Below are 26812 nucleotides of genomic sequence, written 5' to 3'. Positions count from 1 at the left end.
ATTTAGATCGCGAAGATAAAAAATAAACCCGAAAGTAGACGTACTTTCGGGTTTATGCCTTCCACAAAAATGGAAGTTAATTTAAACACTACTAATCAACATTATCGTGCAAAAAAGAATTATTGGAACGCAACTGTAGATCATCGTTGCTATCTTCCCCCAAGGTAGTCCTTGATACTTTCTGTTCTCTGGGAACATCGTTCAAATCGACACCCTGGCGCTTATAAGCGGGCTCCTTTTCAATATCGTCTATGCTATTCCTATTGTTTTGAAACTTGTAATTAAAGTTTTTCAACTTTCGCCTACGCTCATCTGCCCTATCTTTTAGGATATCGCTGATGGAACTGTTCATCGGATCTAAATTGGCTGTAGTTTCCTCGTTTTTACCGGCTCCTTGATCTTTTTCTTCTACCCTGACGGTCTTTTTCTCGAATACAATTTCGTTTTCGACCATTTTTGGTTCGTGGGTCTCTGCTTTTGACTTGGCTCCGGTCAGTTTTTCCTCCAACTCCATATACTCTTGCAAGTCGTAACGTGTCTCCCCTTCTTTCTTGTATTCCAAAACGGGCTTAACTTCTACGTAATCGTTTACTTCCACATCACCTAAGCCATCATCATCTAGGTTAAACGTTATGGTATGCTCTTTTTCTTCTTCTTCTACCTCATTGTTCAATGGCATATCAAAACTCAAGGTAAATTGGTCTTCATTGCTTTTTGTGGACACCTCTTCCGCATCAACAACGTTTATATTGTTGATTACATTTTTGGCCTCGATAATTACAAAGTCGTCCTCCACATTCTCTGGGACCACTTCTTCGTAAAAAACATTAAAGTTTCTGATATAGCTAGTGGTCGGTATCAAGTCCGGGTCTCTTAATTGTATTTTTTGAGGGACTATTTTGGGCTCCTCTTCCATTTCCAATGTATGCTTCACCACTTTTGGCCCTGGTTCGGGAGTTGGTTCTTGAGTTACCGTATTCTCCACATTCACTTCTTGCACCGAAGTGGATTCGGGAGTTAAATCCTGTTCTGCGGTTTGCTCATCCTCCAAGGTATAGAATACTTTTTTGGACTCGGTGTTCACAATATTATCTTGTTGATCTACATTAAAGCCTGTAGCGATCACGGTAACAGCAATTGCCTCTCCCAAGTTCTCATCTTCTCCTACCCCCATAATTATGTTGGCTCCATGTCCGGCTTCAATCTGGATGTGATCATTGATCTCCCCGATTTCGTCTATTGTAATTTCCTGCGTGCCGGAAACTATTAACAGAAGTACATTTTTTGCACCATTGATTTTGTTATCGTTCAGCAATGGCGAATCCAAAGCTTTCATAATGGCTTCGGTGGCCCTTGCAGAACCGGAGGCTGCAGCCGACCCCATTATCGCCGTACCACTGTTGGAAAGTACGGTCTTGGCATCCCTAAGGTCGATATTTTGTGTATAGTGGTGCGTAATTACCTCTGCGATACCCCTTGCCGCCGTGGCCAAAACTTCGTCTGCTTTAGAGAAACCGGCCTTAAACCCAAGATTTCCGTATACTTCTCTTAGCTTGTTGTTATTGATGACTATTAAAGAATCTACATTTGCGCGCAATTTCTCTATCCCCATTTGCGCTTGCTTATTACGCATGGCCCCTTCGAACTGGAACGGCATGGTAACTATACCTACCGTAAGAACATCCATTTCTTTGGCCAACTTGGCAATAACAGGAGCAGCTCCGGTACCTGTACCTCCACCCATTCCTGCTGTGATAAAGGCCATTTTTGTGTTATTGTCCAACATGGCCTTAAGGTCCTCCATACTTTCCAATGCGGCTTGCTCGCCTATTTCTGGATTGGCACCAGCTCCCAGCCCTTCCGTAAGGGATACCCCTAACTGGATTTTGTTGGGTACGGAACTGTTTTGCAATGCTTGTGCATCGGTGTTACAGATTACGAAGTCCACACCGTTGATTCCGGCCTGGAACATGTGGTTGATGGCATTGCTTCCGCCACCGCCCACGCCAATAACTTTAATTACGTTGCTTTTGTTCTTGGGCAAATCAAAAGCGATGTTGTCAAACTCAGTGTTCTTACTCATGACAGTCGTGTTTCTCTACTGGGGTTATTATTCTGCATTATCCAAAAAGTCCTTCAACTTTTCAGACCATTTGTCAAAAATGGATTTTCTCTCCGTTTGGGTCACCGTAGCTTTGTTCGCCTGTGCTCCCAAATCGTTTTCTTGGCCTACCAAAATTTCTTCTTCTTGGTGTACTTCTTCTTGGTGCACCTCCTGATTCTTCTTTTTTGCTTCCAAAGAATTCATCAGTAATCCTACCGCCGTGGCATATAGTGGACTGGCTACTTCTTCGTCCGAGTCCCCTGCAAGGTGCTCATTGGGGTATCCTATTCTGGTATCCATTCCGGTAATGTATTCGACCAATTGCTTAAGGTGCTTTAATTGGCTGCCTCCACCGGTCAAAACAATACCTGCTATCAATTTTTTCTTTTGTTCTTCATGGCCATAGTTTTTGATCTCCACATACACCTGTTCCACGATTTCCACCACGCGGGCATGAATGATCTTGGAAAGATTCTTTAATGTAATTTCCTTGGGTTCCCGACCTCTTAACCCTGGAATGGAAACTATTTCGTTATCCTTGTTCTCGCCAGGCCATGCGGAACCGAATTTTATCTTCAATAGTTCGGCCTGCTTTTCGATAATCGAGCAACCCTCTTTAATGTCATCCGTAATTACGTTCCCTCCAAATGGGATAACAGAGGTATGACGGATAATGCCATCCTTAAAAATGGCAAGGTCTGTTGTTCCGCCTCCTATATCGATCAAAGCAACACCGGCTTCTTTCTCTTCTTGACTAAGAACGGCATCTGCAGATGCCAAAGGCTCCAAAGTGATGTTGCCTAGGTCCAAACCTGCACTTTTAATGCACCGTCCAATGTTTTTAATGGATGATACTTGACCCACCACTACATGAAAATTAGCTTCCAAGCGCCCACCGTACATTCCCACAGGCTCTTTGATTTCGGATTGGCCATCCACTTTATATTCTTGTGGCAACACGTGAATGATTTCCTCGCCCGGCAGCATGACCAACTTATACACTTGGTTGCACAGTTTATCCAAATCCACGTGATCTATAACTTCTTCAGAATTTGGTCTTGTGATATAATCACTGTGGTGCAAACTCCGGATATGTTGACCTGCAATACCAACCACAACGGAACCGATCTTTAAACCGGAATTGAGCTCCGCTTGTTCAACAGCTTGCTGAATAGACGATATGGTCTGTGTTATATTATTGACCACACCGCGGTGAACGCCCAAACTTTTAGAGCGCCCTATACCCAATATTTCAATCTTTCCATACTCATTTTCCCTACCAATGATCGCTACGATCTTGGTAGTTCCAATATCCAACCCAACTGAATAATTACCCTGTTCCATAATTTAAATTTTGGTGCAAACCACTTGATTGTTGAATTCCAAACTAACTGTTGCATAATCCTCCAAGGAATTGTCCTTGGCCGCCTTTGCATAAAAGGCCATAAAATTTTTGAACTTCTTGTTCAAATTGTCCACTCCTCCCAAATTCACAACAAAATTTTCCATGCGAAATCTGAGCTGATAATTTCCTTCTTCCTCAATATGTATCCCGATGACGTTCTTTCTCAGAAAATCATCTTGATTGATATAATCCAATATCACGTAGGCATCCTCGAGGGTTTTTCCTGTAATTTTTCCTGTAATTATTGGTACCCTGGCCGAATGATACTTTGACAGCGGCATGCGTTTGCCCTGATCATCCAAATAAAACTTGGAGACACCCTCTATTCTACCAATTGGCTTACGCTGAACAATCTTGGATACAAGCTCCCCATTTACAGTAAGATACACCTGGGCATTTTTGACCATATCGTTGGATAAAAGAATCTCCTCTATGGTATTCAAAACTAACTGTTCTTTGGGCGTATTTTTTAGTGGTCCGTAATTTTGTATTAACAATTTATTAACCGCATCCTCAGTTAAATACAAATTGCTTTCACCAACAAATTTTACGGTCACATTTTCGACTTTTTTCTGTTGATTTCTGTGTCCGGCAAAGCCATAGAGTGCAACTACGGCCACGGACAAAAATGTAAGTTTTATGTAATCCCAATTAATGCGCATAGCCCAATGCTTTTTTAATTTTTGGAACCTCAAGTCCAATATCCCCTGCTCCAAGAGTTACCAGTACTCCTGATTTGCAGTTACTTGCCTCCCCTACCAATTCCGATTTGGAAATCAGCTTTTTATTGGGGTTCTTTATTTTTTCCAACAGCCATTCCGATGATACTCCCTCAATGGGTTCTTCCCTGGCCGGATAGATGTCCAGTAAAATGACATGGTCAAAATCCGAAAGACTATCTGCGAAATCATCGGCAAAATCCTGTGTTCTTGAAAATAAATGTGGTTGGAAAATTACAGTGACCTGTTCTCCTGCATGCATTTCTCGGACGGCTTGATGCACTGCATTGATTTCGGTCGGGTGATGTGCATAATCATCTATAAAAACAAAATCCTTGGTATTTATCTGATACGAGAATCTACGCTGAACCCCTTTAAATGTTCCTAAAGCCTTTGCAAGGGCATGCGAGGAGCAACCGGTTTGTTCCGCCATTGCAAAAGCGGCCAATCCATTGAGCAGATTATGTCTTCCCGGCTTGTTGAACGTTACTCTCTTGATTACTTCCGAGGGCGTCACAATGTCAAATATGTAGGCTCCTTGTTCAATTTCGATATTTTTAATGCAATAATCGGCTCCATCTTCTATCCCAAAAGTGGTTCCCACCAAAGGCAACCCCTTTCTCACAAATAACTTTCCTTCTGGTTTGATTTTTCCAATGAACTCATGAAACGATCGTCCCAACTCCTCTTTGCTACCATAAATATCCAAATGGTCAGCATCCATAGATGTGATGCATGCGACCGTCGGTGTCAAACGTAAAAATGAACGATCAAACTCATCGGCTTCAACAACAGAGTATTCAGTGCCATCCAACACAAAATTGCTATCGAAGTCTTCCGAAATCCCCCCTAAAAATGCAGTCATCGGCAAGTTACACTCCTTGAGCAAATGCGCCAAAATACAAGTCGTGGTTGTTTTACCATGTGTCCCGGCCACTGCTAAACAGAATGAGTCCTTGGTTATAATCCCAAGCACTTCAGAACGCTTTTTTATATCAAAGCCGTTGCTTTTATAAAACTGATATTCAGAATGTGATGTTGGAACTGCAGGAGTATACACCACCAAAGTTTGTGGGTGCTTGAACGTATCCGCAATCAAATCCACATTGTCCTCAAAATGAACCGAGATACCTAAGGATTCCAAACCTTCAGTTATTGGGGTTGGGGTTTTATCATAGCCGGCCACTTCTTTCCCTATAAAATTGAAATAACGGGCAAGAGCGGACATTCCGATTCCACCGATACCGATAAAATAAACGCTATGTATATCCTTCAAATTCACTTCAACAACTTTTCAATTTCGTCCACAATATGTTCCGTAGCCTTTGGCATTGCCATTTTTTTAATGTTTGTCCCCAACCGTTCTTGTATGCTTTCGGACTTCAGCAATTCGGAAAACTTGTCTTCAAACACAGCATCCAACTGATTTTCCTTGATCAAAATGGCAGCTTCCTTTGCGACCAGTGCTTTGGCATTCTGGGTCTGATGGTCCTCTGCCACATTTGGAGACGGTATAAATATCACCGGTTTACCTACCAGACAAAGCTCTGACACAGAGCTCGCTCCTGCCCTAGATATAATTACATCGGCTATTGAATAGGCTAAATCCATCCGGTTGACAAAAGCCGATACTTTGACGGCTTCGGAGTTATGTTTTTTGTAATCATCGAAATACAGTTTTCCACATTGCCAAAGTACCTGTAACTGGTTTTTTTGAAAAAATCCCAACTCTTTTTCGATCAACTGGTTAATTCTTCTTGCCCCTAGGCTACCACCCAAAACCAGAACAGTTTTTCTATTGTCATCTAATCCAAAAAAATTAGCTGCTTCTTGTTTATTTTCCTTCAGTTCTATCAAATCTGTTCTGATGGGGTTTCCGGTCTTCACTATTTTCTCTTTCGGAAAAAAACGTTCCATCCCATCATAGGCTACGCAAATTTTCTCCGCTTTGCCCGCCAATAGTTTGTTGGTGATACCTGCAAAAGAATTCTGTTCCTGCAACACACATGGAACGCCAGAACTTTCGGCCATTCGCAACAAAGGGCCACTAGCAAACCCACCTGTTCCTATAGCAACATGGGGCTTGAACTCTTTTATTATTTTGCGCGCTCCTAACAAACTACTCATCAGTTTAAATGGAAACATGAGATTTTTAAATGTCAGTTTCCGTTGTATTCCACTAATCCACAATCCTTTTATTTCATATCCGGCCTGTGGCACTTTTTCCATTTCCATTTTATCCTTTGCCCCCACGAACAAAAACTTGGCATCCGGGTACCTCCTCTTTAGCTCGTTGGCAATGGCCACTGCGGGATATATATGTCCCCCTGTTCCTCCTCCAGATAGTATAAATCTATAATTGCCCACTTAATACTTCTAAAGGGTTTGTATCTTCTATGCCTTGGGATTGCTCCTCCAAATTTTCCTTTTTATTGCTTGCGCTCAAAACTATTCCTATCGCCATACAAGTCATCCAAATAGATGTTCCTCCCATACTGATCAACGGTAACGGCTGACCGGTAACGGGGAACAACTGGACCACCACCGCCATATTGATGAATGCCTGGAACACAATAGGCAGACCCACCCCAATCACCAGTAATTTCGAAAAAACTGTTTTGGACGAATGTGCGACTACCAGAATGCGAAAGAGCAGCAGTAGATAAAAAAACAGCAATGCTCCGCCGCCGAGCAAACCATATTCTTCGATAATAATGGCAAAAATGAAATCGGAAGTACTCTGCGACAATAAGTTTTTCATCACACTCTTGCCCGCTCCCTTTCCTACAATGCCCCCTTCCGCCACGGCAATCTGAGCCAATGTCAACTGGTGCAGATCGTCCTTGTCCGCTTGTTCCGGATGGATAAAGGTCTCTATCCTCGATTTCCAGGTTCCGGCACGTTGCGGCAATACTTCGGGCGCCTTGAACAGTACGAACAAGAACATTCCTGCAAATACAATCCCTGTGGCTACCATGGCAAACAAATACTTTAGGGGATATCCGCCCAAAAAGCACAGAACCAGAGCCATAAAACTTATAATGGCTGCGGTTGAGAAATTTTCTGGCAAAATCAATAGCACTACTAAAGCTACCGGCAACCAGAGTGGCAGAATACTTTCCTTAAAAGTTATCTTTACGTCTTTGATCTTGGTCAGGTATCTGGCGATCCAAATCATTAAGACCACTGCCGCCAAGGTGGATGTTTGGAAATTAACACCTACCAACGGAATTTTTATCCAACGATTGGCCGTTACCCCACCTATGCGGGTTTCCACGGTCAAAGTATAGATCAGAAGCAGAATAACAATAGGCATAGCTATTATGGACAGCCCTTTAAAGTAATGGGTAGGAATTCTGTGTACGGCATAAATTATCCCAAAACCCAAAAACAGTAATACAGCATGCTTTACCAGGTGACCCAAGGTTGTTCCGTCTCCATTAACATAAACCAAATTGGTACTGGCGCTGTACACTGGCAAAAATGAGAAAAGCGCCAATAGGGCCACAACACCCCAAATGGCTTTATCACCTTTCAGATTTTTGAATACTCTCAACACTTTTTACAACTTTTTTACTGCGTTTTTAAATTGATCTCCCCTATCCTCATAATTGGAAAACAGGTCAAAACTTGCGCAAGCTGGGGACAACAAAACGGCATCTCCACGTTCTGCAATCTTATAGGCCACTTTTACGGCTTCTTCCATAGAAAAGGTCTCGACCACCAAATCGATTACATTCCCAAAAGCATCTTTTAACTTGGAGTTGTCCACTCCCAAACAAACAACGGCCTTTACTTTTTCCCTCACCAATGGCATAAGCTCGGAATAGTCATTGCCTTTGTCCACACCGCCTGCAATCCAAACAATAGGTCGTTTTATACCGTCCAAAGCGTAAAATGTAGCATTTACATTGGTCGCTTTGGAATCGTTAATGTATTCCACATGGTTTATCTTAAGTACCTTCTCCAATCTGTGGGGTACTCCCTGAAATGACTGGATACTTTGGCGAATAGTTTCTTTTCTAACTTTTACCAACATAGCCGCCATACTGGCCGCCATGGTATTTTTTACGTTGTGCTGACCTTCCAAGGCCAAAATATCTTCGTTCATCTCCAAGGTTTTATGTTCTAATTTCATTTTTATCTTTTTGTTTTCTAACCAAGCTCCCTCGTCCAGTTTTCTTTTTACAGAAAAGGGAAACAATTTGGATCTAACTGGGTGTTTTTTTAACCAATCAAGGATTACTTGATCATCGGCATCGTAGATCAGGTAATCATTTTCATCTTGATTCATGGCTATTCTGAACTTGGAAGCGATATAGTTTTCGAATTTATACTCATATCGATCCAAATGATCGGGTGTTATATTGGTGATCATGGCTATATGGGGCTTAAAATCCACAATACCATCCAACTGGAAGCTACTTATTTCCAATACATAATGATCGTAGTCCTCCTCGGACACCATTTTAGCATAACTATCTCCAATATTTCCGGCCATACCTACATGCAACCCTTCATTTTTCAATAGATGATAGGTTAACATCGTGGTAGTGGTTTTTCCGTTGCTTCCGGTAATCCCGATTAGGTCCGCACCTGTGTACTGTGATGCAAATTCTATTTCCGAAATAACTGGTACACCTTTTTCAAGGAGTAACTTTACCAACGGCACCTTATCCGGTATACCCGGGCTTTTCATCACTACATCGGCATTCAATATTTTGGATTCGGTATGCTTTCCCGATTCCCATTCAATCTCAAAATGTTCAAGAACTTTCTTGTACTTATCCTTTATTTCGCCTTTGTCGGATACAAAGACCTCAAATCCTTCTTTTTTTCCCAATATGGCCGTACCTACGCCACTTTCGCCTCCACCGAGTATCACCAAACGACCCATTATCTGATTTTTAGCGTAACTATGGTAATTATGGCCAACAAAATTCCAACAATCCAAAAACGGGTCACTATTTTACTCTCGTGGTAGGATTTTTTCTGATAATGATGGTGCAATGGCGCCATTAAGAATATTCGCCTACCTTCGCCATACTTTTTCTTGGTATGCTTAAAGTACCCAACCTGTAACATTACCGACAGTGATTCCGCGAAGAAGATTCCGCACAAAATCGGTATCAATAATTCCTTTCTAACTATAATGGCGATTACTGCAATGACTCCTCCTATGGTTAAACTTCCTGTATCCCCCATAAAAACCTGGGCGGGATAAGCATTGTACCATAGAAAACCTACCAGGGCGCCAACAAAAGCCGCGATAAAAACTACCAATTCCCCCACTCTGGGCAAGTAAAAGATGTCTAGATAATCGGAAAATTCAATGTTCCCCGATACCCAAGCAAAAATTCCCAGGGTCAACACAATAATAGCGGACGAACCAGCGGCCAGACCATCAATCCCATCGGTTAGATTGGCCCCGTTGGACACGGCTGTTACGATCAAGATCACTACCGGGATAAATATGAGCCAGGCAAAATCTTCCGCTCCCTCTCCCATCCAAGAAATAAAATCTGCGTAATCCAACTCGTTGTTCTTAAAAAAGGGCACATTGGTCCGTACAGACTTGGTCTCTTCACCAAAAACATTTTCTACCCGAAAATTCTCGGTTATGGTTGTGGTATCTTTCTCCTTAATGGTAACCTCGGGATGGAAATACAGTGTCAAGCCAACAATCAACCCTAAAACAACTTGACCCATTACTTTAAAGCGCCCCTTTAATCCCTGTTTGTCCTTTTTAAAGGTTTTTATATAGTCATCTATAAAACCGATTATCCCCATCCAAATGGTGGTCACAATCAGTAGAATCACATAAATATTCTTGATATCGGCAAAAAGAATTACCGGCAACAAGGTGGACATAATAATGATCAACCCTCCCATTGTGGGTGTTCCAGCTTTCTGTTTTTGTCCTTCCAGACCCAAATCCCGAATGCTTTCCCCTATCTGTTTTTTTTGAAGCAAAAGAATGATTCGCTTTCCGTAGACCATGGCGATCAATAGCGATAACAATACGGACATGGCAGCCCTAAAGGTGAGGAACTGAAAAAGTCCTGCTCCCGGCAATTGGTATTGTTTCTCTAAAAATTCGAACAAGTAGTATAACATGGACTACATTATTTTTTTAGGCTCTTAAGAGCTTCTTTCACTTCTTTAAAATCATCAAAATCCACCCGGACACCATTGGTTTCCTGATAGGTCTCGTGGCCTTTTCCGGCCACAAGGATTATATCGTTGGCCATTGCCAATTTACAAGCTGTATTTATGGCCTGCCTCCTGTTTTCAATGGACAACACCTTTCTGGTATTTTGAGGTTCCACACCCGTTTCCATTTCTTCAATAATGGTTTTAGGGGATTCCGTTCGTGGATTATCGGAGGTAAATATGGCTTGGTCGCTCATTTCTGAAGCGATATGACCCATAACCGGACGCTTTGACTTATCACGGTCACCACCACACCCCACTACGGTGATGACGTTTTCATTTCCAGTCCTCAAGGCGTTGATAGTAACCAACACATTTTTGAGTGCATCCGGCGTATGGGCATAATCAACTATTGCCGTTATTCGCTCTTTTGATATATAATATTGAAACCTTCCATCCACATTTTCCAGCTCGCTCATCAACCTAAGGGTCTCCATTTTTTCTAGACCTAGTATATCCGCGGTGGCATAGATGGCCAACAGATTGTATGCGTTAAAATCTCCAATAAGTTTGGACCATAGTTCGTTCTCATCAACTTTCAACAATTGACCATTGAACTGTTTCTCCAAAATTTGCGCCCTGTAATCGGCGAAGGATTTTAATGCGTAGGTGTATTTTTTTGCCTTGGTGTTCTGCAACATAACAGGCCCGTTTTTATCGTCGATATTTACCAGCGCGAAGGCCGTTTTTGGCAACCCATCGAACAATTTTTTCTTGGTATCCCGATATTCGGCAAATGTTTTATGGTAATCCAGATGATCATGGGAAAGGTTGGTAAAGATGGCACCTTCAAAAAAAAGTCCCTCTGCCCTTTTTTGATGAATACCGTGAGAACTCACCTCCATAAAACAATACTCCACACCAACATCGTTCATTTTGGACAAATAATCGTTGATCGTTATTACATCGGGAGTGGTATGCGTAGCCTTATGCTCGATATCATCCACCAGCACTTTAATCGTTGAAATAAGCCCGACCTTGAATCCTGCTTTTTTAAACAGATTGTACAGCAGGGTCGTTACCGTTGTTTTTCCGTTGGTGCCGGTTACCCCAATAAGTTTTAGGTTTTTGGAGGGGTTTTCGTAAAAATTGGATGCTATTACCGCCAATGCACTATTGGAATCGTTCACCTGAAGATAAGCGACACCGTTCACAACAAGTTCGGGCAGTTCTTCACAGACAATGGCCCTAGCACCTAAATCTATAGCCTTTTGGATGTACTCATGCCCATCTGTCACCGTACCTCGAATGGCCACGAACACATCGTCCATTTCCACTTTTCTGGAATCAAAGTGGATTTGGTTCACCATGACACTGGTATCCCCGCTCACTGCGGAAAGACTTACACCATATAATATGTCCTTCAATAACTTCATGAAAGCTCCAATATTATTTTCTTTACTTGATCAAGACGGGTGCCTTGATCAACAGATTGTTTCTTCACCTTTCCATTTCCATGCACCTCAACCTGAATACCAAGGTTCTCCAAAAGGGAAACGGCATCCATTCCACTCATACCCCTTACATTGGGCAAGGTGCTGTGTTTTTTTTGTACTTGTGCAAAATATTGTTGGTAGTCCTTGTCCAAATCGGAATCTTTAAAACTCCCACCGTCCACTTCGTCTACCATGGGCGAAATGGCATGGATCTTCTGGGCCATGGACTTAAATACCGGACCGGATACATCGGCTCCATAATACCCTTCTTCCTTATCTGGTTCGTGAATCACGACAATGCAGGAATATTTGGGGTTGTCTGCCGGAAAATAACCCGCAAACGATGAGATATAAGCCAACTTGTCCGGGTTTTTATCTACGTAATTTTTCTGCGTGGTACCTGTTTTACCGGCCATAGAAAAATTCTTGGAGTATAATTTATGGCCTGTCCCGTAATCTTTCTCCACCACATCCTTTAATAATTGTTGCGCTTTTTTCACAGTTTCTTTGGAACAGATGGAGGAGTTGAGCACTTGTTTATCAAAACGCTTAACCACTTTGTTGCCGTCCTTTACTTCTTGGATCAAACGAGGTTTCACATATTCTCCATCATTGGCAATGGCATTGTAAAAAGCCAATGTTTGAATGGGTGTCAACGATACTTCGTAACCATGGGACATCCATCCCAAAGATATCCCCGACCATCCTTTGTCACCGGGATAACGGATAACCGGTTCGCCCTCCCCTATAATGGGCAGATCCAACTTTTTGTGAAGCCCCATGTTCATTAGGCGGTTTACAAACTTTTCGGGCTCTTCTTTATAATTTTCATTAATGATTTTTGCGAATGCCGTGTTGGAGGATACGGCGAATGCTCTGGATACGGTAATTTTTCCATACCCGCCCCATCTGGAATCTTTAACCACACCATCATAAATTCGATACCTTCCTTTTTCCGTATCGATGACAGAACTGGTATCCACCACCTTATCTTCCATAGCAGCGACAAGGGACATCAATTTGAATGTAGAGCCTGGTTCATGTGACTCGCCAACGGCATAATTCAATTTCTCGTAATATTTTCCCTCAGAAGTTCTACCCAAGTTGGAAATCGCCTTGATTTCCCCTGTTTGGGTCTCCATCACCACTACGCAGCCATGATCGGCCTTGTATTTTTCCAGTTGCTTTAATAGTTCGTGATGCGCTATATCTTGAATATTGACATCGATTGTGGAAACCACATCCAATCCATCCTGTGGCTCCACAATATTATCCAAACCAACGGGTTTCCACTGCCCTTTAGCTATTTTCTGTTTTAAGCGTTTGCCTTCTTTACCTCTTAAATAGGTTTCGCCAAATGCCCCATCGAGGCCTACGCGGGTATAGTAACCGTTTTCGTCAACACGTTCGTAACCAATGCTACGGGCGGCCATTTTACCCAAAGGATATTCGCGCACAACACGATGCGTTTCCACAAAACCTCCTTTATAGGGTCCCAGGTTAAAGAGCGGGAATTGTTTGATCCTAACATAATCCAAATAACCCACATTACGAGCGACCAGTTTATACCTATTGCCATTGGCCCTGGCCTTACGGAACAATTGTCTGTAATACGAAGATGGACGATCGAACAATTTGCCCAAAGAATCTGACAAGGCACCTACGTGGTTCTCAAAATTTTCTTGTGATACGGTCTTGGCATCGAACCTGATTTCATATTTTGGAACCGATGCCGCCAACAGACTACCATCTTCTGAATAAAGATTGCCCCGATTTGGTTCAATAGTGAACATCTTCTCGGTTTTGCTGAGCGCCAATTCCTTGTATTTTTCGCCCTGCACCATTTGGATATCCACCAATTTCACCACCACTGCTATGGCCAAAACAACAAGCCCCGTTGCTACGAGGTACAATCTGTTCATTATATTTTTTTCGGTGATGGCCACTATTCCGATGATTTAACTTTAATTTTTTTTGGTGGATTTTTAGAAGGCACCAAACCTTTTTCCGCTACAACCTCGCGCAACGTTGATTCCAATTTTAACTGTTGCACACTGGAACGAGCTTCAAAAAACTCACTTTTAAGTTTACGGACCTCCTCGTTCAATTGAGCGATCTCCAATACTTTTTTATCGGCATTATGACTACTGGAAATCATCATTGCTGCCAAAAACGAGGCAAACAACAGGAACATCCAATTCTTGGGAGCATCTCCGCTCACCAAAAATTTTCCTTTTAATATGTCCAGCAATCCTTTTCTCATTTTGTGTTCGTTTTGTTATTCCCATCTTCGCGGGAATCTACTATATGCGTTCCGCAATGCGGAGTTTTGCACTTCTTGCCCTATTATTGACCTTTACTTCTTCTGCTGATGGCTTTATCAATCCCCCTACTTTTTTTAACGGGACATTTATGTTCCCGTAAAAATCCTTCTCTGGCTCTCCATCGAATTTGCCTGCCCGTATAAATCGTTTTGCCAACCGGTCTTCCAAAGAGTGATAACTGATCAAGCTCAACCGACCACCCTGGACAAGCACTTCGGGAACTTGCTCCAAAAATTCCTTGAGCACCTCAATTTCTTGGTTCACCTCTATCCTGATAGCTTGATAGATCTGTGCCAAAATCTTGTTCTCTTTCATCTTGGGCAAAAATCGTTTGAGCACCCCTTTAAGGTCATCCGTTGTTTTGATAGGCTCTTCCGACCGGGACGCAACAATAGTTTTGGCCAAGGTATTTGCATTTCGCAATTCACCATACTGAAAAAGAACCGATGCTAAATCTTCTTGGGAATAGGCATTGACCACCTGATAGGCCGATAATTGGTTGCTTTTGTCCATTCGCATATCCAAATCTGCGTTGAACCGAATGGAAAAACCACGTTCGGCCTCATCGAACTGATGGGAGGAAACCCCAAAATCCGCCAAGATTCCATCAACTTTCCGAATGCCATAGAACTTTAAAAATTGTTTGAGATAGCGAAAGTTTTGATTGATCAACTGGAACCTACCATCTTCCAGCGCATTTTGGAGCGCATCTTCATCTTGATCAAAAGCGAACAACTTTCCACTTTCCCCCAATCTTTTCAAAATTTCTTTGGAGTGTCCGCCGCCCCCGAAAGTAACATCCACATACACTCCATCTTCTTTAATATTCAATCCGTCCACCGATTCTTTCAACAAAACCGGATTGTGATATGCACTACTCATCATCATCAAAAATCTCCTCGGCCAGATCGGCATAATCCTTCTCCCCTTCTGCCAAGACTTTTTCGTACATATCCTTGTTCCAGATCTCGATTTTATCAAAAACCGCATTTAGAACCACTTCTTTTTCGATTGCAGCAAACTCCACCAAATTTTTTGGGATTTGCAGCCTTCCCGAATCACCATCTATGCTCACCTCTTTCATTCCGGCAACAAAATTTCGGACAAACGCATCGTATTTGCGATTGATCTTGCTTTTCTTCATCACTTTCTGCATCAAAACATCAAACTCCGCTTTGGGATACAATTCCAGACATTGCTGAAAAACCGATCTTTTTATCACAAACCCATCTTTTAGAACAGGCAAAAGCTGATTCTTCAAAGAAATGGGCAATAAAACCCTTCCCTTGGAGTCTGCTTTGCAATCATGTTGTCCTATGATATGGGTCACTAGAAATCAATTGGTTAGTTAATACAACTCAAATATATAGATTTTATTTCCACATTTCTCCACTTAATACCACTTTTGTTAATAAATTCTCCACTTTTAAGAAAAAAGCAGCAAAACTAGGAGAAAAATTAGAAGAGCAACATGGTCCTCTTTTTAGAAGAAGAACCACTGGATTAAGAAAAGTTATTTTAGATATGACAAAATCCTAAAATCTTTGTGATATGAAATTCCTATATTTGCCGCTCTTACTACCAACTAACTATTGATGGAGGAGCATTTAATCGATGATGGCAAATACCGGTATATAGAAAAAGGAGAAGGTACTCCTATGATTATATTACATGGTTTAATGGGAGGCCTGAGCAATTTCCAAGGGGTTTCCGAATATTTCCCCTCCATGGGATACAAGGTCCTTATCCCGGAACTGCCCATTTACGATATGCCTTTATTAAAGACTACGGTAAAGAACTTTGCTACCTTTTTAGAAGGCTTTATTGAACACAAAGGCTTAAAAGATGTAATATTACTTGGGAATTCCTTGGGCGGACATATTGGACTCCTACACACCAAAATGTACCCCGAAATGGTAAAGGCACTTGTAATTACAGGTAGTTCGGGACTTTACGAAAGTGCCATGGGGGACGGATACCCCAAGCGTGGCGACTACGAATTCATAAAAAAGAAGGCAGAAGATGTTTTCTATGACCCAAAAGTAGCCACCAAGGAAATCGTGGACGAGGTTTTTGCTACGGTAAACGATAGAATGAAACTGGTAAAAACATTGGCCATTGCCAAAAGTGCCATTCGACACAATATGTCGAAAGATTTACCGCACATGAACACCCCAACCTGTATTATTTGGGGAGAAAACGATACCGTAACTCCGCCCAACGTAGCCACAGAGTTCCACGAATTGTTGCCAGACTCGGACCTATATTGGATAGAAAAGTGTGGCCATGCCCCCATGATGGAGCACCCCAATGAGTTTAACCGTATTCTTGAGGCTTGGCTCAAAAAGCGTAACTTCTAAACATGAAAATTACATCGGCAGAATTTGTAATGAGCAACTCCAATGTTGCCAAATGCCCCAATGAACCCATACCAGAATATGCGTTTATAGGACGGTCCAATGTTGGCAAATCATCGCTGATCAATATGTTGGTAGAGCGAAAGGCTTTGGCAAAAACATCTGGAAGGCCAGGAAAAACCCAACTCATCAATCATTTTAAGATCAACAACAATTGGTTTCTGGTAGATTTGCCGGGTTATGGATATGCAAGAGTCTCGAAAAAAGACAAAAAAACCTTTCAGAAATACATTACCGAGTATTTTCAAAAAAGAAAGCAGTTGGTTTGCGCCTTTGTTTTGGTAGATGTTCGCCATGATCCGCAACCGGTGGATTTGGAGTTTATGGAGTGGCTCGGCATTAATCAGATTCCATTCACCATAATTTTTACCAAAGCGGACAAACTTAAGCCCAATGCAATAAAAAAACAGACCGCGGCCTATCTTCAAAAGTTATTGGATGGCGTATGGGAAGAAGCACCCCCACATTTTACCACTTCATCCTCCAACCGAATGGGACGAGAAGAGCTTTTGAATTTTATTGACGGGATCAATCAAGATTTTTTTCAAAACAAGAGCTGACTTCTTCTGCACCAACTCGGCCATTACACAACACCTATTCTATATCCCCAATACACAACTTGTTAATCTAAACGTCTCTATCTTGATATATCTCAGTGCAAATATGTTTTACAAAGCACTGGATTAATAAAAATAGTTAGCAAAGCAAACACACAATTCCGTACTTTAGACCACCTAAACCACAAAAATGCTATCCAACGATACACGATTCTCCCCAGCAGGATTTATTAAGATAATGTCATTATTGCACTTGGGCATTTGCGCAACGCCCATTGTTTTAGGAACACTTTTTTACTTCAACACTGAGAATGCGATATTCGATATTTCCAGTACAGATGACTTTTTTTTGGCGCTAGTACCCTTGGGCGCTATTGGCAGTATCTTTTTTGGCGACTTGGTTTTCAAGAAAATGACACGCAATTTACCGGACAGCATAGATCTACGCACCAAGCTGGCAAGGTTCCAAACCGCCTCGATCATAAAATATGCCTTATTGGAAGGGGCTGCTATCCTCGGAATTGTAGTCTTTATCCACACACAAAACCTGATCTATTTGATCATTGGGGCCCTGGTGGTTTTTTACCTAGCATTGCTCCATCCTACCAAGCAAAAAATTGAAAATTCACTTTCCCTAACCGGCGAGGACAAAGCAAAATTTGACCGTGTAAACGCTCCTTTGGACTAACGATCCTTTTTCAATTCCAATTTTTCCGCAAAATAGTCGCAGAAATCCTTCATGGTGGCCGTCATTTTTTCATCTTGGGTAGCCTTATAAAAAGTATCGGCCATTGTTTCCAAAGTTTGATGAAAAAATACCTTCATCTCATCTACGGGCATATCCTTGGTCCACAGGTCGATTTTTAGGGATTCTTGATTTTTACTATCCCAAACGGACAATAACATGGCTTTGGCCTCTTCCTCGTTAATTCCACCATCTTGTGCCGACCATTTTAACTCCTCGGGCACTCTGTTCTCGTCCAGCCCAACCTTCAATGTAATCTCCGAAGTATGTTTTACTGCCATTTATCTTTTTGGTTTGTAATTTGATTGTTTTAAAATTTCATCTGCCGGCGTATCCAATAACTGTTTTAGACCTTCACCGGTTTTTTCCATATATGCCCTAACGATCTGCCAGCCCATATATCGCCCCAATCTTGGTGGCGACTCATTGTCCAGTTCCAATCCAAATTTGGAAAATGGAGCGGGATCTAAAAACTTTCTATCCAGACCTGCATCTGTACTGTACAATAATTCTCGCTCAACAAAATATTTCCACATTTGCTCTTCGTTTGCGCCGGCCCACTCCATTTCCTCATCGGAATATCCAATCTTTTGGGCGTCAGTTGCAAACGGGATCAGTTTATCCTTTAAGTATAGTTCTTTACCGTAGTATACCATTCGGGAAAGTAATGTTCTGTTACGTGGATACGTAAGTACTTTTTTGGAAAATGCGCTGGATACATCCGACACTAAATACTTTTTATCCAGATTTGATGCAATATACCGCTGTATCCCTTCATAAAAATGATGGTCCGCCCCGAGATAATTGTCCAGTCCTATCAACAACAGGGAATCTGTTAAGATGATCCTATTTTCATATCTCACATCCGAAGTTAAGGTTACCACGTGGGGCACTCGAATTCCCGGAAAATAATATTTTATATGTTTAAAAAGGGATTCAAGTTCTTCCGATTCCTTATCGAAATCGGGAAATGCCTTTTCAACTTCGTTCGATAATTCCACCTGAAGGGTATCCGTTAGTTTGGCTACCCAAACACTGTCCGTAAATTGTTCGGGGAACAAATATGGATACTTTGTTTTTAATTTAGGGATATCGGTCTCGGACGCCCTTGCAAATTCTTGGTCAAACCTGGAAACCTTTAAATCTATCGTAATTTTCTCGATTTCCTCTTCGGTTTTATCCGTTTCGGCACATGCTGCAAACAGAAAAACCACAAATACAGAAAAGCTTTTATAAAAGGTATTTCCAAAGTATTTCAACAAGCACTTCATTTTTAAGGGCACAGGGTTTAAATTTACAGGGCACAAAGGTAATTTATTGAATCTAAATAGTAGAACATGCAAACAGAAAAGGTAATCGACCATATAGTCAAGTGGCTAAAAGAGTATGCTTTAAATGCAAAATGCAAAGGTTTTGTAATCGGTGTTTCCGGAGGAATAGACTCCGCTGTAACTTCGACCCTTTGCGCAAAAACAGGTCTCGACCTTTTGTGTTTGGAAATGCCCATTCACCAAGGCAAAAACCAAGTGACCCGTGCAGACAGGCATATAGATTGGCTGATGGAAAATTTTTCCAATGTTTCCCGTCAAGCGGTCGACCTTACCCCCGTGTTCGATAGCCTCGTGGATTCCTTTCCAAAAGTGGAAAACGAAGAAGAGCGATTTATGTCGCTAGCCAACACGCGCGCACGCCTGCGGATGACCTCCCTTTACTATTTTGCAGCTCTTGAGGGCTATCTGGTTGCTGGTACCGGAAACAAGGTCGAAGACTTTGGTATAGGGTTTTACACAAAATATGGTGATGGAGGTGTGGACCTAAGCCCAATTGCCGATCTTTTAAAAACAGAGGTTTATGAAATAGGAAGGGTTCTTGGGGTAAACCAAGATATTATGGAAGCAGCGCCAACTGACGGGCTCTGGGGCGACAGCAGAACAGATGAGGATCAGATCGGAGCATCTTACCCCGAACTGGAATGGGCCATGGAAATGGATGATAAAGGAAAAAAAGCCGATGATTTTTCTGGCAGGAAAAAAGAAGTTTTTCTAATCTATAAAAAATTCAATACCGCCAACAAACACAAGATGATTCCCATTCCCATCTGCGATATTCCAACTGACTTAAAATAACACTTTAACCCAAAAACCCCAGTTTAAGACGAAAAAAACCATAGTTTTTCTATGGTTTTAAGAAAAAAATTACAGTTTTACATGAATTAATTGTTATCTTGCCTGCTAGTTATTGTAGGTATTTAGCCACTAACCATTCATTAAATTAAACCTAACAAAATGATAAAAGTATTGATAGCTGATAACCATCCTGTTGTAAGGCTTGGTATCAAAAAGGTACTTGAATCCAGCACAGACATTGAGATTATTGCTGATGTTTCAACTACCGAGGAGCTTTTTAATACATTGAAAAACTTAACCCCCGATGTAGTGATTTTGGAAATGGACATTCCCGAAATCAATGGAATTGCTACCCTTAGAAAAATGAAAATGGAGTTCCCGGACATTAAAACTTTGATGTACAGCGGGCAATCCGAAGATGTTTACGCTCTGAGCACGATCAGGGCAGGTGCTTTTGGTTACCTTTCCAAAACTGCCGACTTGGATTACATTGTATCTGCAGTAAAAAAAGTGAGCGAGGGGAACATGTTCATCACAAATGAACTGGCACAACGTCTTGCTTTTGACGAAAGTACCCAAAAACCGCGTAGGTTCTTTAGAAAACTATCGTCCAGAGAAGTAGAAGTTTTAAAACTACTGGCCAGCGGAAAAAGAAACAAGGAAGTGGCCGAAGGCCTAAATCTAAACGAAAAAACAGTAAGCACCTACAAGGCAAGGCTGATGAAAAAACTGAATGTGGACAATTTGGTGGACTTACTGCAACAGGCAAAGGCACTGGAATTATATTAGGAATACCCAACCAAACCAACTATTGTGGTAAATCCCTTTCAATCTTGTATTGGAAGGGATTTAATATTTTACGAAAGAACTCGGTTCAACTTAGCGTTCAATAACTTATTTAGTTGGAGATAGTTTACTATTTCTTCCAAAACCTCGGTATTGTCCCCTTGCTGGTCCTGGGTCTTTTCCTGTAGCTTTTGTATCCGGTTTTTGATCAAATTACAACGTAAGGTCAAAATAGTTTCTCCAACCAACTGGGCCACCCCAATATTTTTACCTTTCGGATAAATATCCCTTCGCTCCCAGTCGTGAAGTACATATTGCTCTTCTTCCATTAAAATGGAAGACACTTGCGATACTGTTTCTTGATCTAGTTCGGACAAAAATGTACTTATCGAAAAGTCGGTATCCTCGTTCAATTTTTCAATCAATTTATAATAAATGGTCTTGAACTGTTCGTTGGAAAGCTCAATTTCATCATCCTGAAGATCTAAAAATACTTTTTCATATACTTTCGCCTGTATGACCTCAGGTTCGAGCACCAGTTCACCTTCTTCGTTCTCCTTGAGTACTAAATCCTCAAATTCTTGTTTTTGATTTCCATATAACAGCAGTACTTCAATTATTTTTCGCTCCAGTTCGTACTGCACATCCACCTTTTCCACCACCCGATCAGTCTTCACAACTTCAAAGGCCTTTTGTTCCTGCTTTACTTTTTTGGCTGTATCGGTTTGCAGTTTTTTATCGATCTGGGCCAAAGTATTATAAAGCACATCTTCCGAAACCTGCATAATTTTTGCGCATTCTTGCACATAAATTTCTTGCCGAATTCGGTCCGGGATTTTACTAATACTATTAACAATATCCCTAACCGTATCTGCACGTTTTATAGGGTCGCTTGCGGCTTCTTCTGCGAGCAATGAAGTTTTGAACTGTATAAAATCCTTGGCATTCTCACTCAAGTATTGTACTAAATCCTCGTAAGTATTGTTCTTGGCAAAGCTATCGGGATCTTCGCCTTCCGGAAACGTACAGATTTTCACGTTCATTCCCTGTTCCAGAATCAAGTCGATTCCACGCAGCGATGCACGTAGACCCGCGGCATCACCGTCAAACAGTACAGTGATATTCTTGGTCAACCGGTTTATAAGACGAATCTGCTCGGGAGTAAGCGCAGTTCCACTAGAGGAGACTACATTCTCCACACCACTTTGATACATCTGGATGACATCCGTGTACCCTTCCACCAAAAAACAGTTGTCCTCTTTTGCAATGGCCTGTTTGGCATAATAAATCCCATAAAGCACCTTGCTCTTGTGGTAGATTTCGCTTTCAGGGGAATTCAGGTATTTGGCGGCTTTTTTATCGTTGGAAAGTATCCTCCCACCAAAGCCCAAAACCCGACCACTCATAGAATGGATAGGAAACATTACCCTGCCCTTGAACCTATCGAATGTTTTATTTTCGCCCCCAGCCTGTTCCTTTACAATGGTAAGGCCTGTCTTCTCCAGAAATTCCAACTTGTACCCCTTCCCCAATGCTGTTCTGGTAAAAGCCTCCCATTCGTCCAAACTATAACCAAGACCAAACTTTTTAATAGTATCATCGGTAAACCCCCGTTCTTTGAAATAGGTTAGGCCAATCGCCTTTCCAGGCTCGGAATCCCATAGGGTCCTTGTAAAATACTTCTGGGCATACTCGGAGACCAAATACATACTCTCGCGTTCATTGGCCTGCTCTTTCTGCTCATCGGTCTGTTCAGTTTCCTCTACTTCAATATTGTACTTTTTTGCCAAATATTTAATGGCTTCGGGGTAGGTAAAATGTTCATGCTCCATTAAAAAGGCCACCACATTCCCCCCTTTTCCACTACTAAAATCCTTCCATATCTGCTTAACCGGGGAAACCATAAAACTTGGAGTGCGTTCATCCGTAAAAGGGCTCAATCCCTTAAAATTGGAACCTGATTTTTTCAATTGCACAAAATCACCGATTACCTCCTCCAATCGGGCGGTTTCATATACTTGGTCTATAGTAGTTTTTGAAATCAAGGTATTCTCTTAAAAATAGCTGTTAAAGGTAATAAAAACAATATTTTCCATATTTCGAAATTCGACTGCCTATGTAAGATTTAGTATATTAGAAGCAAATTCTTACAATACTGATATTATCGGTACACGATAGTACGGAAATAAAATTATAGAGGATTATGATGCTGAACAAAACACAAAACTTTTGGATACTCACCGCCTTGCTATTTCTCTCCATCCAATTTGCAACAGGACAAATGGAAGAAAAAGCCAGACCTATCATCGAAAATGGTGAAGCACAGGTAGTCCAAGCTTTTTCGGACCCTAGTAAATGGATCCGTCATGATCTTTGGGTCGAAACCAACTTTGATTCGGACGGAGATGGTAAATTAGACCGCATGCATGTGGGTGTTACACGGCCCGAACAGACCGAGACAGAAGGTCTACAACTGCCCGTAATCTACGAATCGAGCCCGTATTACGCTGGAACAGCAGGACTGGACAAAGGTATTTTTTGGGACGTAAAACACGAGCTGGGCAAACCTGGCAAACCAAGAAAACATCCCAATGTTACACGTTTGGGCGAACGTCCAATCATCTCCAACTCACAAATCCAAACATGGGTACCCAGAGGTTTCATCGTGGTACACTCATCCTCTCCAGGAACAGGTCTTTCCGATGGTGCACCAACCGTTGGTGGCCAAAACGAATCCTTGGCTCCAAAAGCGGTTATCGAATGGTTGTGCGGCAAGGCCAAAGGCTATACCGAGCGCGAGGGCAACCAAGAGGTTAAAGCCTATTGGTCCACTGGAAAAGTAGGTATGACGGGCACCTCGTACAACGGAACCATTCCTCTAGCTGCTGCGACAACGGGGGTTGATGGGTTGGAAGCCATAATTCCCATAGCGCCCAACACTTCGTACTACCATTATTACCGATCCAATGGCCTGGTCCGATCGCCGGGAGGGTATTTGGGTGAAGATATTGATGTCCTTTATGATTTTATACATAGCGGTGACGAATCAAAAAGGGAGCGAAACAACAGAGTGGTTCGGGATACCGAAATGAAGAATGGATTTGACCGAATTACCGGAGATTACAATGATTTTTGGGCAGGAAGGGATTATTTAAACCAAATGGGTTCCATGAAAGCAGCCCTACTAATGTCCCACGGTTTCAACGATTGGAACGTTATGCCCGAACACAGTTATCGCATTTACAAAAAAGCCAAAGAAATGGGACTGCCCGTCCAAATCTATTATCATCAGAACGGGCACGGTGGACCACCACCTATCTCCATGATGAACCGCTGGTTTACTAGATATCTTTATGGGGTGGAAAATGGAGTGGAAAACGATCCTAAGGCATGGATCGTTCGCGAAAACGATAAAAAAGATAACCCTACACCTTATGAGGACTATCCCAATCCCAAGGCCGAAAACATCAAATTTTATTTGACAGCAGGAGCTCCGGCAAAAGGTAAATTGACCACCACCAAACCCAAAAAACAAGGAACGGAAACCTTGGTGGACAATTATTCTTTTTCAGGTTCTAGTTTGGCCAAAGCTGAGACCACAGAACACCGGTTGCTCTATATTACCCCACCTTTATCAGAGGACACCCATATTTCCGGTGTTCCCAAAGTCAAGATTAAAATGGCCAGTAGTAAGCCTGCTGCCAATTTATCCGTTTGGTTGGTTGCTCTACCTTGGACCAATGCTTTGAACACCAAAATAACGGACAATATAATTACAAGAGGATGGGCAGACCCACAAAACCATAGCTCGTTGACGAAAAGCGAACCTTTGGTCCCCAACAAATTTTATGAAGTGGAATTTGATTTGATGCCGGACGACCAAATAATTCCAAAAGGACAACAGATCGGCCTGATGATTTTCTCAAGTGACAAGGAGTTCACCCTATGGCCGGAGCCCGGAACCAAATTGACCATAGATCTGGACGGCACAGAGCTAACGCTTCCGGTAGTAGGTGGAAATCTATGATCGTCAATAGGGTAAACTGACTAAGATCATTGGAAATATTGAAATTATTCTTTGTATTTAAGGTTGTTTAACCAACACCTTATTTTACATGAAAGTTTTAATTATCTATGGCACTGTAGAAGGCCAAACTCGGAAAATAGCCCGTTTTATGGAGGAGGTCCTTCAGGAGAACGGTATGCAGGTAACCATTGCCAATGCAGTGGAAGAGCCTCCATCTCCCGATAGTTTTGATGTGGTATTGATCGGAAGTTCCATCCATATCAATAATTATAATACGCTCATCAAAAATTATGTGGAACAACATATTGACATCTTGAACAAAAAACCTTCAGTGTTTTTCTCCGTTTCAATGGCCATCGCCTCCAACATTAAAGAGGAGCATGAAGAAGTTGCAAAGGTGGCGCATGATTTCTTGGAAGAGACCCACTGGAACACAAAAACCATATGGCATATTGCAGGAGCGTTGAGATATACTCAGTACAATTATTTTAAAAAATTGATCATGCGCTCCATTGCAAAAAAAGAGGGCGGCTCCGTGGACACCACAAAAGATCATGAGTACACTGATTGGAACCAGGTAAAAGAAATGACATTGAATTTTATAAACCGTTTAAAATAACAACCCAAATGAACAAACACAGTTTCGACACCCTTTCACAAGCCGTGAACACATTAACGGAGGAAGGTTTCAATGAGGATTTTGAAGCAGATGAATCGTGCATTAAAGCATTATATTCCAAAAAAGAATATCAGCCCAACGAGCTAAAGATCATTGATTCTTACCGATTTGAAGGTATGACGAATCCTAGCGATGAATCCGTAGTTTTTACGATTGAGGCCAACGATGGCGCCAAAGGCACCTTGGTTATGTCCTACGGTGCATCAACTGCCCAGAACGAGGAACTCATTCAGCAGATTCCATGTGTGAAGAACTGATCAAACGAACAATGTTCCCACTGAAGAAGGTTGGTACAATAGCCATCCCGTTAAACTAAACCTACTTTTGTGGGCTTTTAACACAGCGTGGGGCACCACAGCGCTTTTAAACATTACGCAACGTGCGCCAATTGGCTGTACCAGAAAACTAGTACCGTTCTTTTCAAAAATTTCCAATTCACCGCCATCACCATCTTTCCAATCATCATTTAAATAAACGATCATAGAGATCATGCGGTTGTTCCGGTTTTCAAACTGATCTAAATGCTTATCGTAATGCCCTCCCGATGGGTAATGTGCCAAATGAAACTCGTACCCTGATAAACTCAGGTAGCAATAGCGGTTAAATATTAAAATGGTTTCATCCAGGACATCCCAATAGTTCTGCAATTGGACATCACGTTTTCTATCCAGCCAGTAGGTAAAGTCACCTCGTACCTTGGTATCTACCTGAAAATCGGAATGGGCACCTATTCCAGCTTCCTTAAAATTGGGGAGCTTTCCCAGAAAAAAAGATTTTATCCCGGAATAGAGTTCCTCCCGAAAAAAATTATCGATTATCACATAATCCTTACTGGAGATGTTGTCCATCCAGGACAACCAATCATCCAAACTGTGGTAAGTGCTCAATGCTTTAAAAATGTGGGCGAAGGTAATTCATATTTAAAAACAAAAATGATTTTTCTTTATTCAAATAGGAAAACTCTACCTTTGAACAACTGTAACATTAGAATATAATGATCCTTTTTTTTGGTACTAGAACTGGTAAAAAAGCAACTAAAGTCCTTAGAAATGTTACGTGTCCCTATTGCCATCAAACTGGGACATTGACCGCTGTTACCCAACCGAACTATGCCCATTTGTTCTGGATTCCACTTTTTACCCTTAATACAATTAGGTTCGCAGAGTGTTCGCACTGTAAAAAAGTATATTACAAGGAGGAGTTTACCCCAGAGATGGAACAAGCGTTGTCCTTATAAAAAAACGGCCGGGGAAACCCGACCGTTGTGTAAAACC

26 protein-coding genes are annotated in these 26812 nt (G+C 41.8%); 9 read left to right on the top strand and 17 right to left on the bottom strand.

Annotated features, from left to right (window positions below):
* Positions 1 to 91 precede the first annotated feature (91 nt).
* Genes ftsZ through ABTP35_RS10650 form a run of 13 tightly spaced genes read right to left on the bottom strand, consistent with a single transcriptional unit; the run spans position 92 to position 15531 of the window.
* Positions 92 to 2083 (bottom strand): cell division protein FtsZ, encoded by a 1992-nt coding sequence (gene ftsZ / locus ABTP35_RS10710; protein WP_293296439.1) that lies wholly within the window; start codon positions 2081 to 2083, stop codon positions 92 to 94.
* A gap of 27 nt (positions 2084 to 2110) precedes the next feature.
* Complete coding sequence (gene ftsA / locus ABTP35_RS10705) at positions 2111 to 3448, bottom strand: cell division protein FtsA (protein ID WP_224837559.1); 1338 nt, start codon at positions 3446 to 3448, stop codon at positions 2111 to 2113.
* 3 nt (positions 3449 to 3451) lie between these two features.
* Positions 3452 to 4171 carry a cell division protein FtsQ/DivIB gene (locus ABTP35_RS10700; RefSeq protein ID WP_293296441.1) on the bottom strand — a complete coding sequence of 240 codons (720 nt, stop codon included), beginning with the start codon at positions 4169 to 4171 and terminating at the stop codon, positions 3452 to 3454.
* The gene (gene murC / locus ABTP35_RS10695) at positions 4161 to 5510 is read right to left on the bottom strand and encodes a UDP-N-acetylmuramate--L-alanine ligase (RefSeq protein ID WP_293296443.1); all 1350 of its coding nucleotides are present in this window, start codon (positions 5508 to 5510) and stop codon (positions 4161 to 4163) included. The genes ABTP35_RS10700 and murC overlap by 11 nt, the downstream gene beginning before the upstream one ends.
* Positions 5507 to 6595 (bottom strand): undecaprenyldiphospho-muramoylpentapeptide beta-N-acetylglucosaminyltransferase, encoded by a 1089-nt coding sequence (gene murG, locus ABTP35_RS10690; protein ID WP_224837556.1) that lies wholly within the window; start codon positions 6593 to 6595, stop codon positions 5507 to 5509. The genes murC and murG overlap by 4 nt, the downstream gene beginning before the upstream one ends.
* Positions 6582 to 7787: an FtsW/RodA/SpoVE family cell cycle protein gene (locus ABTP35_RS10685; RefSeq protein ID WP_293296445.1), complete on the bottom strand. Its 1206-nt coding sequence runs from the start codon at positions 7785 to 7787 to the stop codon at positions 6582 to 6584. The genes murG and ABTP35_RS10685 overlap by 14 nt, the downstream gene beginning before the upstream one ends.
* 3 nt (positions 7788 to 7790) lie before the next feature.
* The gene (gene murD, locus ABTP35_RS10680) at positions 7791 to 9125 is read right to left on the bottom strand and encodes a UDP-N-acetylmuramoyl-L-alanine--D-glutamate ligase (RefSeq protein WP_293296447.1); all 1335 of its coding nucleotides are present in this window, start codon (positions 9123 to 9125) and stop codon (positions 7791 to 7793) included.
* Positions 9125 to 10345, bottom strand: a complete 1221-nt coding sequence (mraY, locus tag ABTP35_RS10675; RefSeq protein WP_293296449.1) for a phospho-N-acetylmuramoyl-pentapeptide-transferase — start codon at positions 10343 to 10345, stop codon at positions 9125 to 9127. Before mraY ends, murD begins: the two co-directional genes overlap by 1 nt.
* 8 nt (positions 10346 to 10353) lie before the next feature.
* Entirely contained in the window at positions 10354 to 11817 is a 1464-nt protein-coding gene (locus tag ABTP35_RS10670; RefSeq protein ID WP_293296451.1) for a UDP-N-acetylmuramoyl-L-alanyl-D-glutamate--2,6-diaminopimelate ligase, read from the bottom strand.
* Positions 11814 to 13823: a penicillin-binding protein gene (locus tag ABTP35_RS10665; RefSeq protein ID WP_293296453.1), complete on the bottom strand. Its 2010-nt coding sequence runs from the start codon at positions 13821 to 13823 to the stop codon at positions 11814 to 11816. The genes ABTP35_RS10670 and ABTP35_RS10665 overlap by 4 nt, the downstream gene beginning before the upstream one ends.
* Complete coding sequence (locus ABTP35_RS10660; RefSeq protein WP_224837550.1) at positions 13823 to 14140, bottom strand: FtsL-like putative cell division protein; 318 nt, start codon at positions 14138 to 14140, stop codon at positions 13823 to 13825. Before ABTP35_RS10660 ends, ABTP35_RS10665 begins: the two co-directional genes overlap by 1 nt.
* A gap of 40 nt (positions 14141 to 14180) precedes the next feature.
* Complete coding sequence (gene rsmH, locus ABTP35_RS10655; protein ID WP_252081213.1) at positions 14181 to 15083, bottom strand: 16S rRNA (cytosine(1402)-N(4))-methyltransferase RsmH; 903 nt, start codon at positions 15081 to 15083, stop codon at positions 14181 to 14183.
* Positions 15076 to 15531: a division/cell wall cluster transcriptional repressor MraZ gene (locus tag ABTP35_RS10650; protein ID WP_224837548.1), complete on the bottom strand. Its 456-nt coding sequence runs from the start codon at positions 15529 to 15531 to the stop codon at positions 15076 to 15078. Before ABTP35_RS10650 ends, rsmH begins: the two co-directional genes overlap by 8 nt.
* A 265-nt stretch (positions 15532 to 15796) precedes the next feature.
* On the opposite strand from ABTP35_RS10650, the gene ABTP35_RS10645 reads away from it, so the two are divergent.
* The 3 genes from ABTP35_RS10645 to ABTP35_RS10635 all read left to right on the top strand — a co-directional run bounded on the left by ABTP35_RS10645 (position 15797) and on the right by ABTP35_RS10635 (position 17863).
* Complete coding sequence (locus ABTP35_RS10645) at positions 15797 to 16561, top strand: alpha/beta fold hydrolase (protein WP_224837547.1); 765 nt, start codon at positions 15797 to 15799, stop codon at positions 16559 to 16561.
* 2 nt (positions 16562 to 16563) lie between these two features.
* Complete coding sequence (yihA, locus tag ABTP35_RS10640) at positions 16564 to 17178, top strand: ribosome biogenesis GTP-binding protein YihA/YsxC (RefSeq protein ID WP_293296457.1); 615 nt, start codon at positions 16564 to 16566, stop codon at positions 17176 to 17178.
* A 187-nt stretch (positions 17179 to 17365) separates the two neighbouring features.
* Positions 17366 to 17863 carry a hypothetical protein gene (locus ABTP35_RS10635; protein ID WP_293296459.1) on the top strand — a complete coding sequence of 166 codons (498 nt, stop codon included), beginning with the start codon at positions 17366 to 17368 and terminating at the stop codon, positions 17861 to 17863.
* Here the strand turns inward: ABTP35_RS10635 and gldC are convergent.
* Positions 17860 to 18201 (bottom strand): gliding motility protein GldC, encoded by a 342-nt coding sequence (gene gldC, locus ABTP35_RS10630; RefSeq protein WP_224837544.1) that lies wholly within the window; start codon positions 18199 to 18201, stop codon positions 17860 to 17862. The genes ABTP35_RS10635 and gldC overlap by 4 nt on opposite strands.
* Positions 18202 to 19191, bottom strand: coding sequence for a gliding motility lipoprotein GldB (gldB, locus tag ABTP35_RS10625; protein WP_293296461.1), 990 nt, complete (start codon positions 19189 to 19191; stop codon positions 18202 to 18204).
* Positions 19192 to 19257: 66 nt separating this feature from the next.
* Between gldB and nadE the strand changes: the two genes are divergently transcribed.
* A complete protein-coding gene (nadE, locus tag ABTP35_RS10620) occupies positions 19258 to 20046 on the top strand; it encodes an NAD(+) synthase (protein WP_293296463.1) in 789 nt (262 codons plus the stop codon).
* 159 nt (positions 20047 to 20205) lie between these two features.
* Positions 20206 to 20835, top strand: a complete 630-nt coding sequence (locus ABTP35_RS10615) for a response regulator transcription factor (RefSeq protein WP_224837541.1) — start codon at positions 20206 to 20208, stop codon at positions 20833 to 20835.
* Positions 20836 to 20903: 68 nt separating this feature from the next.
* On the opposite strand, the gene dnaG is transcribed toward ABTP35_RS10615, so the two are convergent.
* A complete protein-coding gene (gene dnaG, locus ABTP35_RS10610) occupies positions 20904 to 22877 on the bottom strand; it encodes a DNA primase (RefSeq protein WP_293296466.1) in 1974 nt (657 codons plus the stop codon).
* 158 nt (positions 22878 to 23035) lie between these two features.
* On the opposite strand from dnaG, the gene ABTP35_RS10605 reads away from it, so the two are divergent.
* The 3 genes from ABTP35_RS10605 (at position 23036) to ABTP35_RS10595 (ending at position 25795) form a co-directional block, all read left to right on the top strand.
* Positions 23036 to 24859: a Xaa-Pro dipeptidyl-peptidase gene (locus ABTP35_RS10605; RefSeq protein ID WP_293296468.1), complete on the top strand. Its 1824-nt coding sequence runs from the start codon at positions 23036 to 23038 to the stop codon at positions 24857 to 24859.
* An 88-nt stretch (positions 24860 to 24947) separates the two neighbouring features.
* Positions 24948 to 25478 carry a flavodoxin domain-containing protein gene (locus tag ABTP35_RS10600; protein WP_293296470.1) on the top strand — a complete coding sequence of 177 codons (531 nt, stop codon included), beginning with the start codon at positions 24948 to 24950 and terminating at the stop codon, positions 25476 to 25478.
* 8 nt (positions 25479 to 25486) lie between these two features.
* Positions 25487 to 25795: a phosphoribosylpyrophosphate synthetase gene (locus tag ABTP35_RS10595; protein WP_293296472.1), complete on the top strand. Its 309-nt coding sequence runs from the start codon at positions 25487 to 25489 to the stop codon at positions 25793 to 25795.
* Here the strand turns inward: ABTP35_RS10595 and ABTP35_RS10590 are convergent, their stop codons facing one another.
* Positions 25796 to 26425, bottom strand: coding sequence for a 2OG-Fe(II) oxygenase (locus ABTP35_RS10590; protein ID WP_293296474.1), 630 nt, complete (start codon positions 26423 to 26425; stop codon positions 25796 to 25798).
* A gap of 107 nt (positions 26426 to 26532) precedes the next feature.
* On the opposite strand from ABTP35_RS10590, the gene ABTP35_RS10585 reads away from it, so the two are divergent.
* On the top strand, positions 26533 to 26775 hold the full coding sequence (locus tag ABTP35_RS10585) for a zinc-ribbon domain-containing protein (protein WP_293296476.1): 243 nt from the start codon (positions 26533 to 26535) through the stop codon (positions 26773 to 26775).
* Positions 26776 to 26812 lie beyond the last annotated feature (37 nt).

The organism is Flagellimonas alginilytica, assembly GCF_042134605.1.
In the GTDB taxonomy this organism is placed as follows: Bacteria; Bacteroidota; Bacteroidia; order Flavobacteriales; family Flavobacteriaceae; genus Flagellimonas; species Flagellimonas alginolytica.
Note: the sequence above shows the minus strand (reverse complement) of the source record. Positions and strands in the feature narration are given on the sequence as shown.

Excerpts from the sequence above, each read along its gene's own strand:
- ftsZ (WP_293296439.1), bottom strand. The coding sequence starts at position 2,083 with ATGAGTAAGAACACTGAGTTTGACAACATCGCTTTTGATTTGCCCAAG.
- ftsA (WP_224837559.1), bottom strand. The coding sequence starts at position 3,448 with ATGGAACAGGGTAATTATTCAGTTGGGTTGGATATTGGAACTACCAAG.
- ABTP35_RS10700 (WP_293296441.1), bottom strand. The coding sequence starts at position 4,171 with ATGCGCATTAATTGGGATTACATAAAACTTACATTTTTGTCCGTGGCC.
- murD (WP_293296447.1), bottom strand. The coding sequence starts at position 9,125 with ATGGGTCGTTTGGTGATACTCGGTGGAGGCGAAAGTGGCGTAGGTACG.
- mraY (WP_293296449.1), bottom strand. The coding sequence starts at position 10,345 with ATGTTATACTACTTGTTCGAATTTTTAGAGAAACAATACCAATTGCCG.
- ABTP35_RS10670 (WP_293296451.1), bottom strand. The coding sequence starts at position 11,817 with ATGAAGTTATTGAAGGACATATTATATGGTGTAAGTCTTTCCGCAGTG.
- ABTP35_RS10660 (WP_224837550.1), bottom strand. The coding sequence starts at position 14,140 with ATGAGAAAAGGATTGCTGGACATATTAAAAGGAAAATTTTTGGTGAGC.
- rsmH (WP_252081213.1), bottom strand. The coding sequence starts at position 15,083 with ATGAGTAGTGCATATCACAATCCGGTTTTGTTGAAAGAATCGGTGGAC.
- ABTP35_RS10645 (WP_224837547.1), top strand. The coding sequence starts at position 15,797 with ATGGAGGAGCATTTAATCGATGATGGCAAATACCGGTATATAGAAAAA.
- yihA (WP_293296457.1), top strand. The coding sequence starts at position 16,564 with ATGAAAATTACATCGGCAGAATTTGTAATGAGCAACTCCAATGTTGCC.
- ABTP35_RS10635 (WP_293296459.1), top strand. The coding sequence starts at position 17,366 with ATGCTATCCAACGATACACGATTCTCCCCAGCAGGATTTATTAAGATA.
- gldC (WP_224837544.1), bottom strand. The coding sequence starts at position 18,201 with ATGGCAGTAAAACATACTTCGGAGATTACATTGAAGGTTGGGCTGGAC.
- gldB (WP_293296461.1), bottom strand. The coding sequence starts at position 19,191 with ATGAAGTGCTTGTTGAAATACTTTGGAAATACCTTTTATAAAAGCTTT.
- nadE (WP_293296463.1), top strand. The coding sequence starts at position 19,258 with ATGCAAACAGAAAAGGTAATCGACCATATAGTCAAGTGGCTAAAAGAG.
- ABTP35_RS10615 (WP_224837541.1), top strand. The coding sequence starts at position 20,206 with ATGATAAAAGTATTGATAGCTGATAACCATCCTGTTGTAAGGCTTGGT.
- ABTP35_RS10605 (WP_293296468.1), top strand. The coding sequence starts at position 23,036 with ATGATGCTGAACAAAACACAAAACTTTTGGATACTCACCGCCTTGCTA.
- ABTP35_RS10600 (WP_293296470.1), top strand. The coding sequence starts at position 24,948 with ATGAAAGTTTTAATTATCTATGGCACTGTAGAAGGCCAAACTCGGAAA.
- ABTP35_RS10595 (WP_293296472.1), top strand. The coding sequence starts at position 25,487 with ATGAACAAACACAGTTTCGACACCCTTTCACAAGCCGTGAACACATTA.
- ABTP35_RS10585 (WP_293296476.1), top strand. The coding sequence starts at position 26,533 with ATGATCCTTTTTTTTGGTACTAGAACTGGTAAAAAAGCAACTAAAGTC.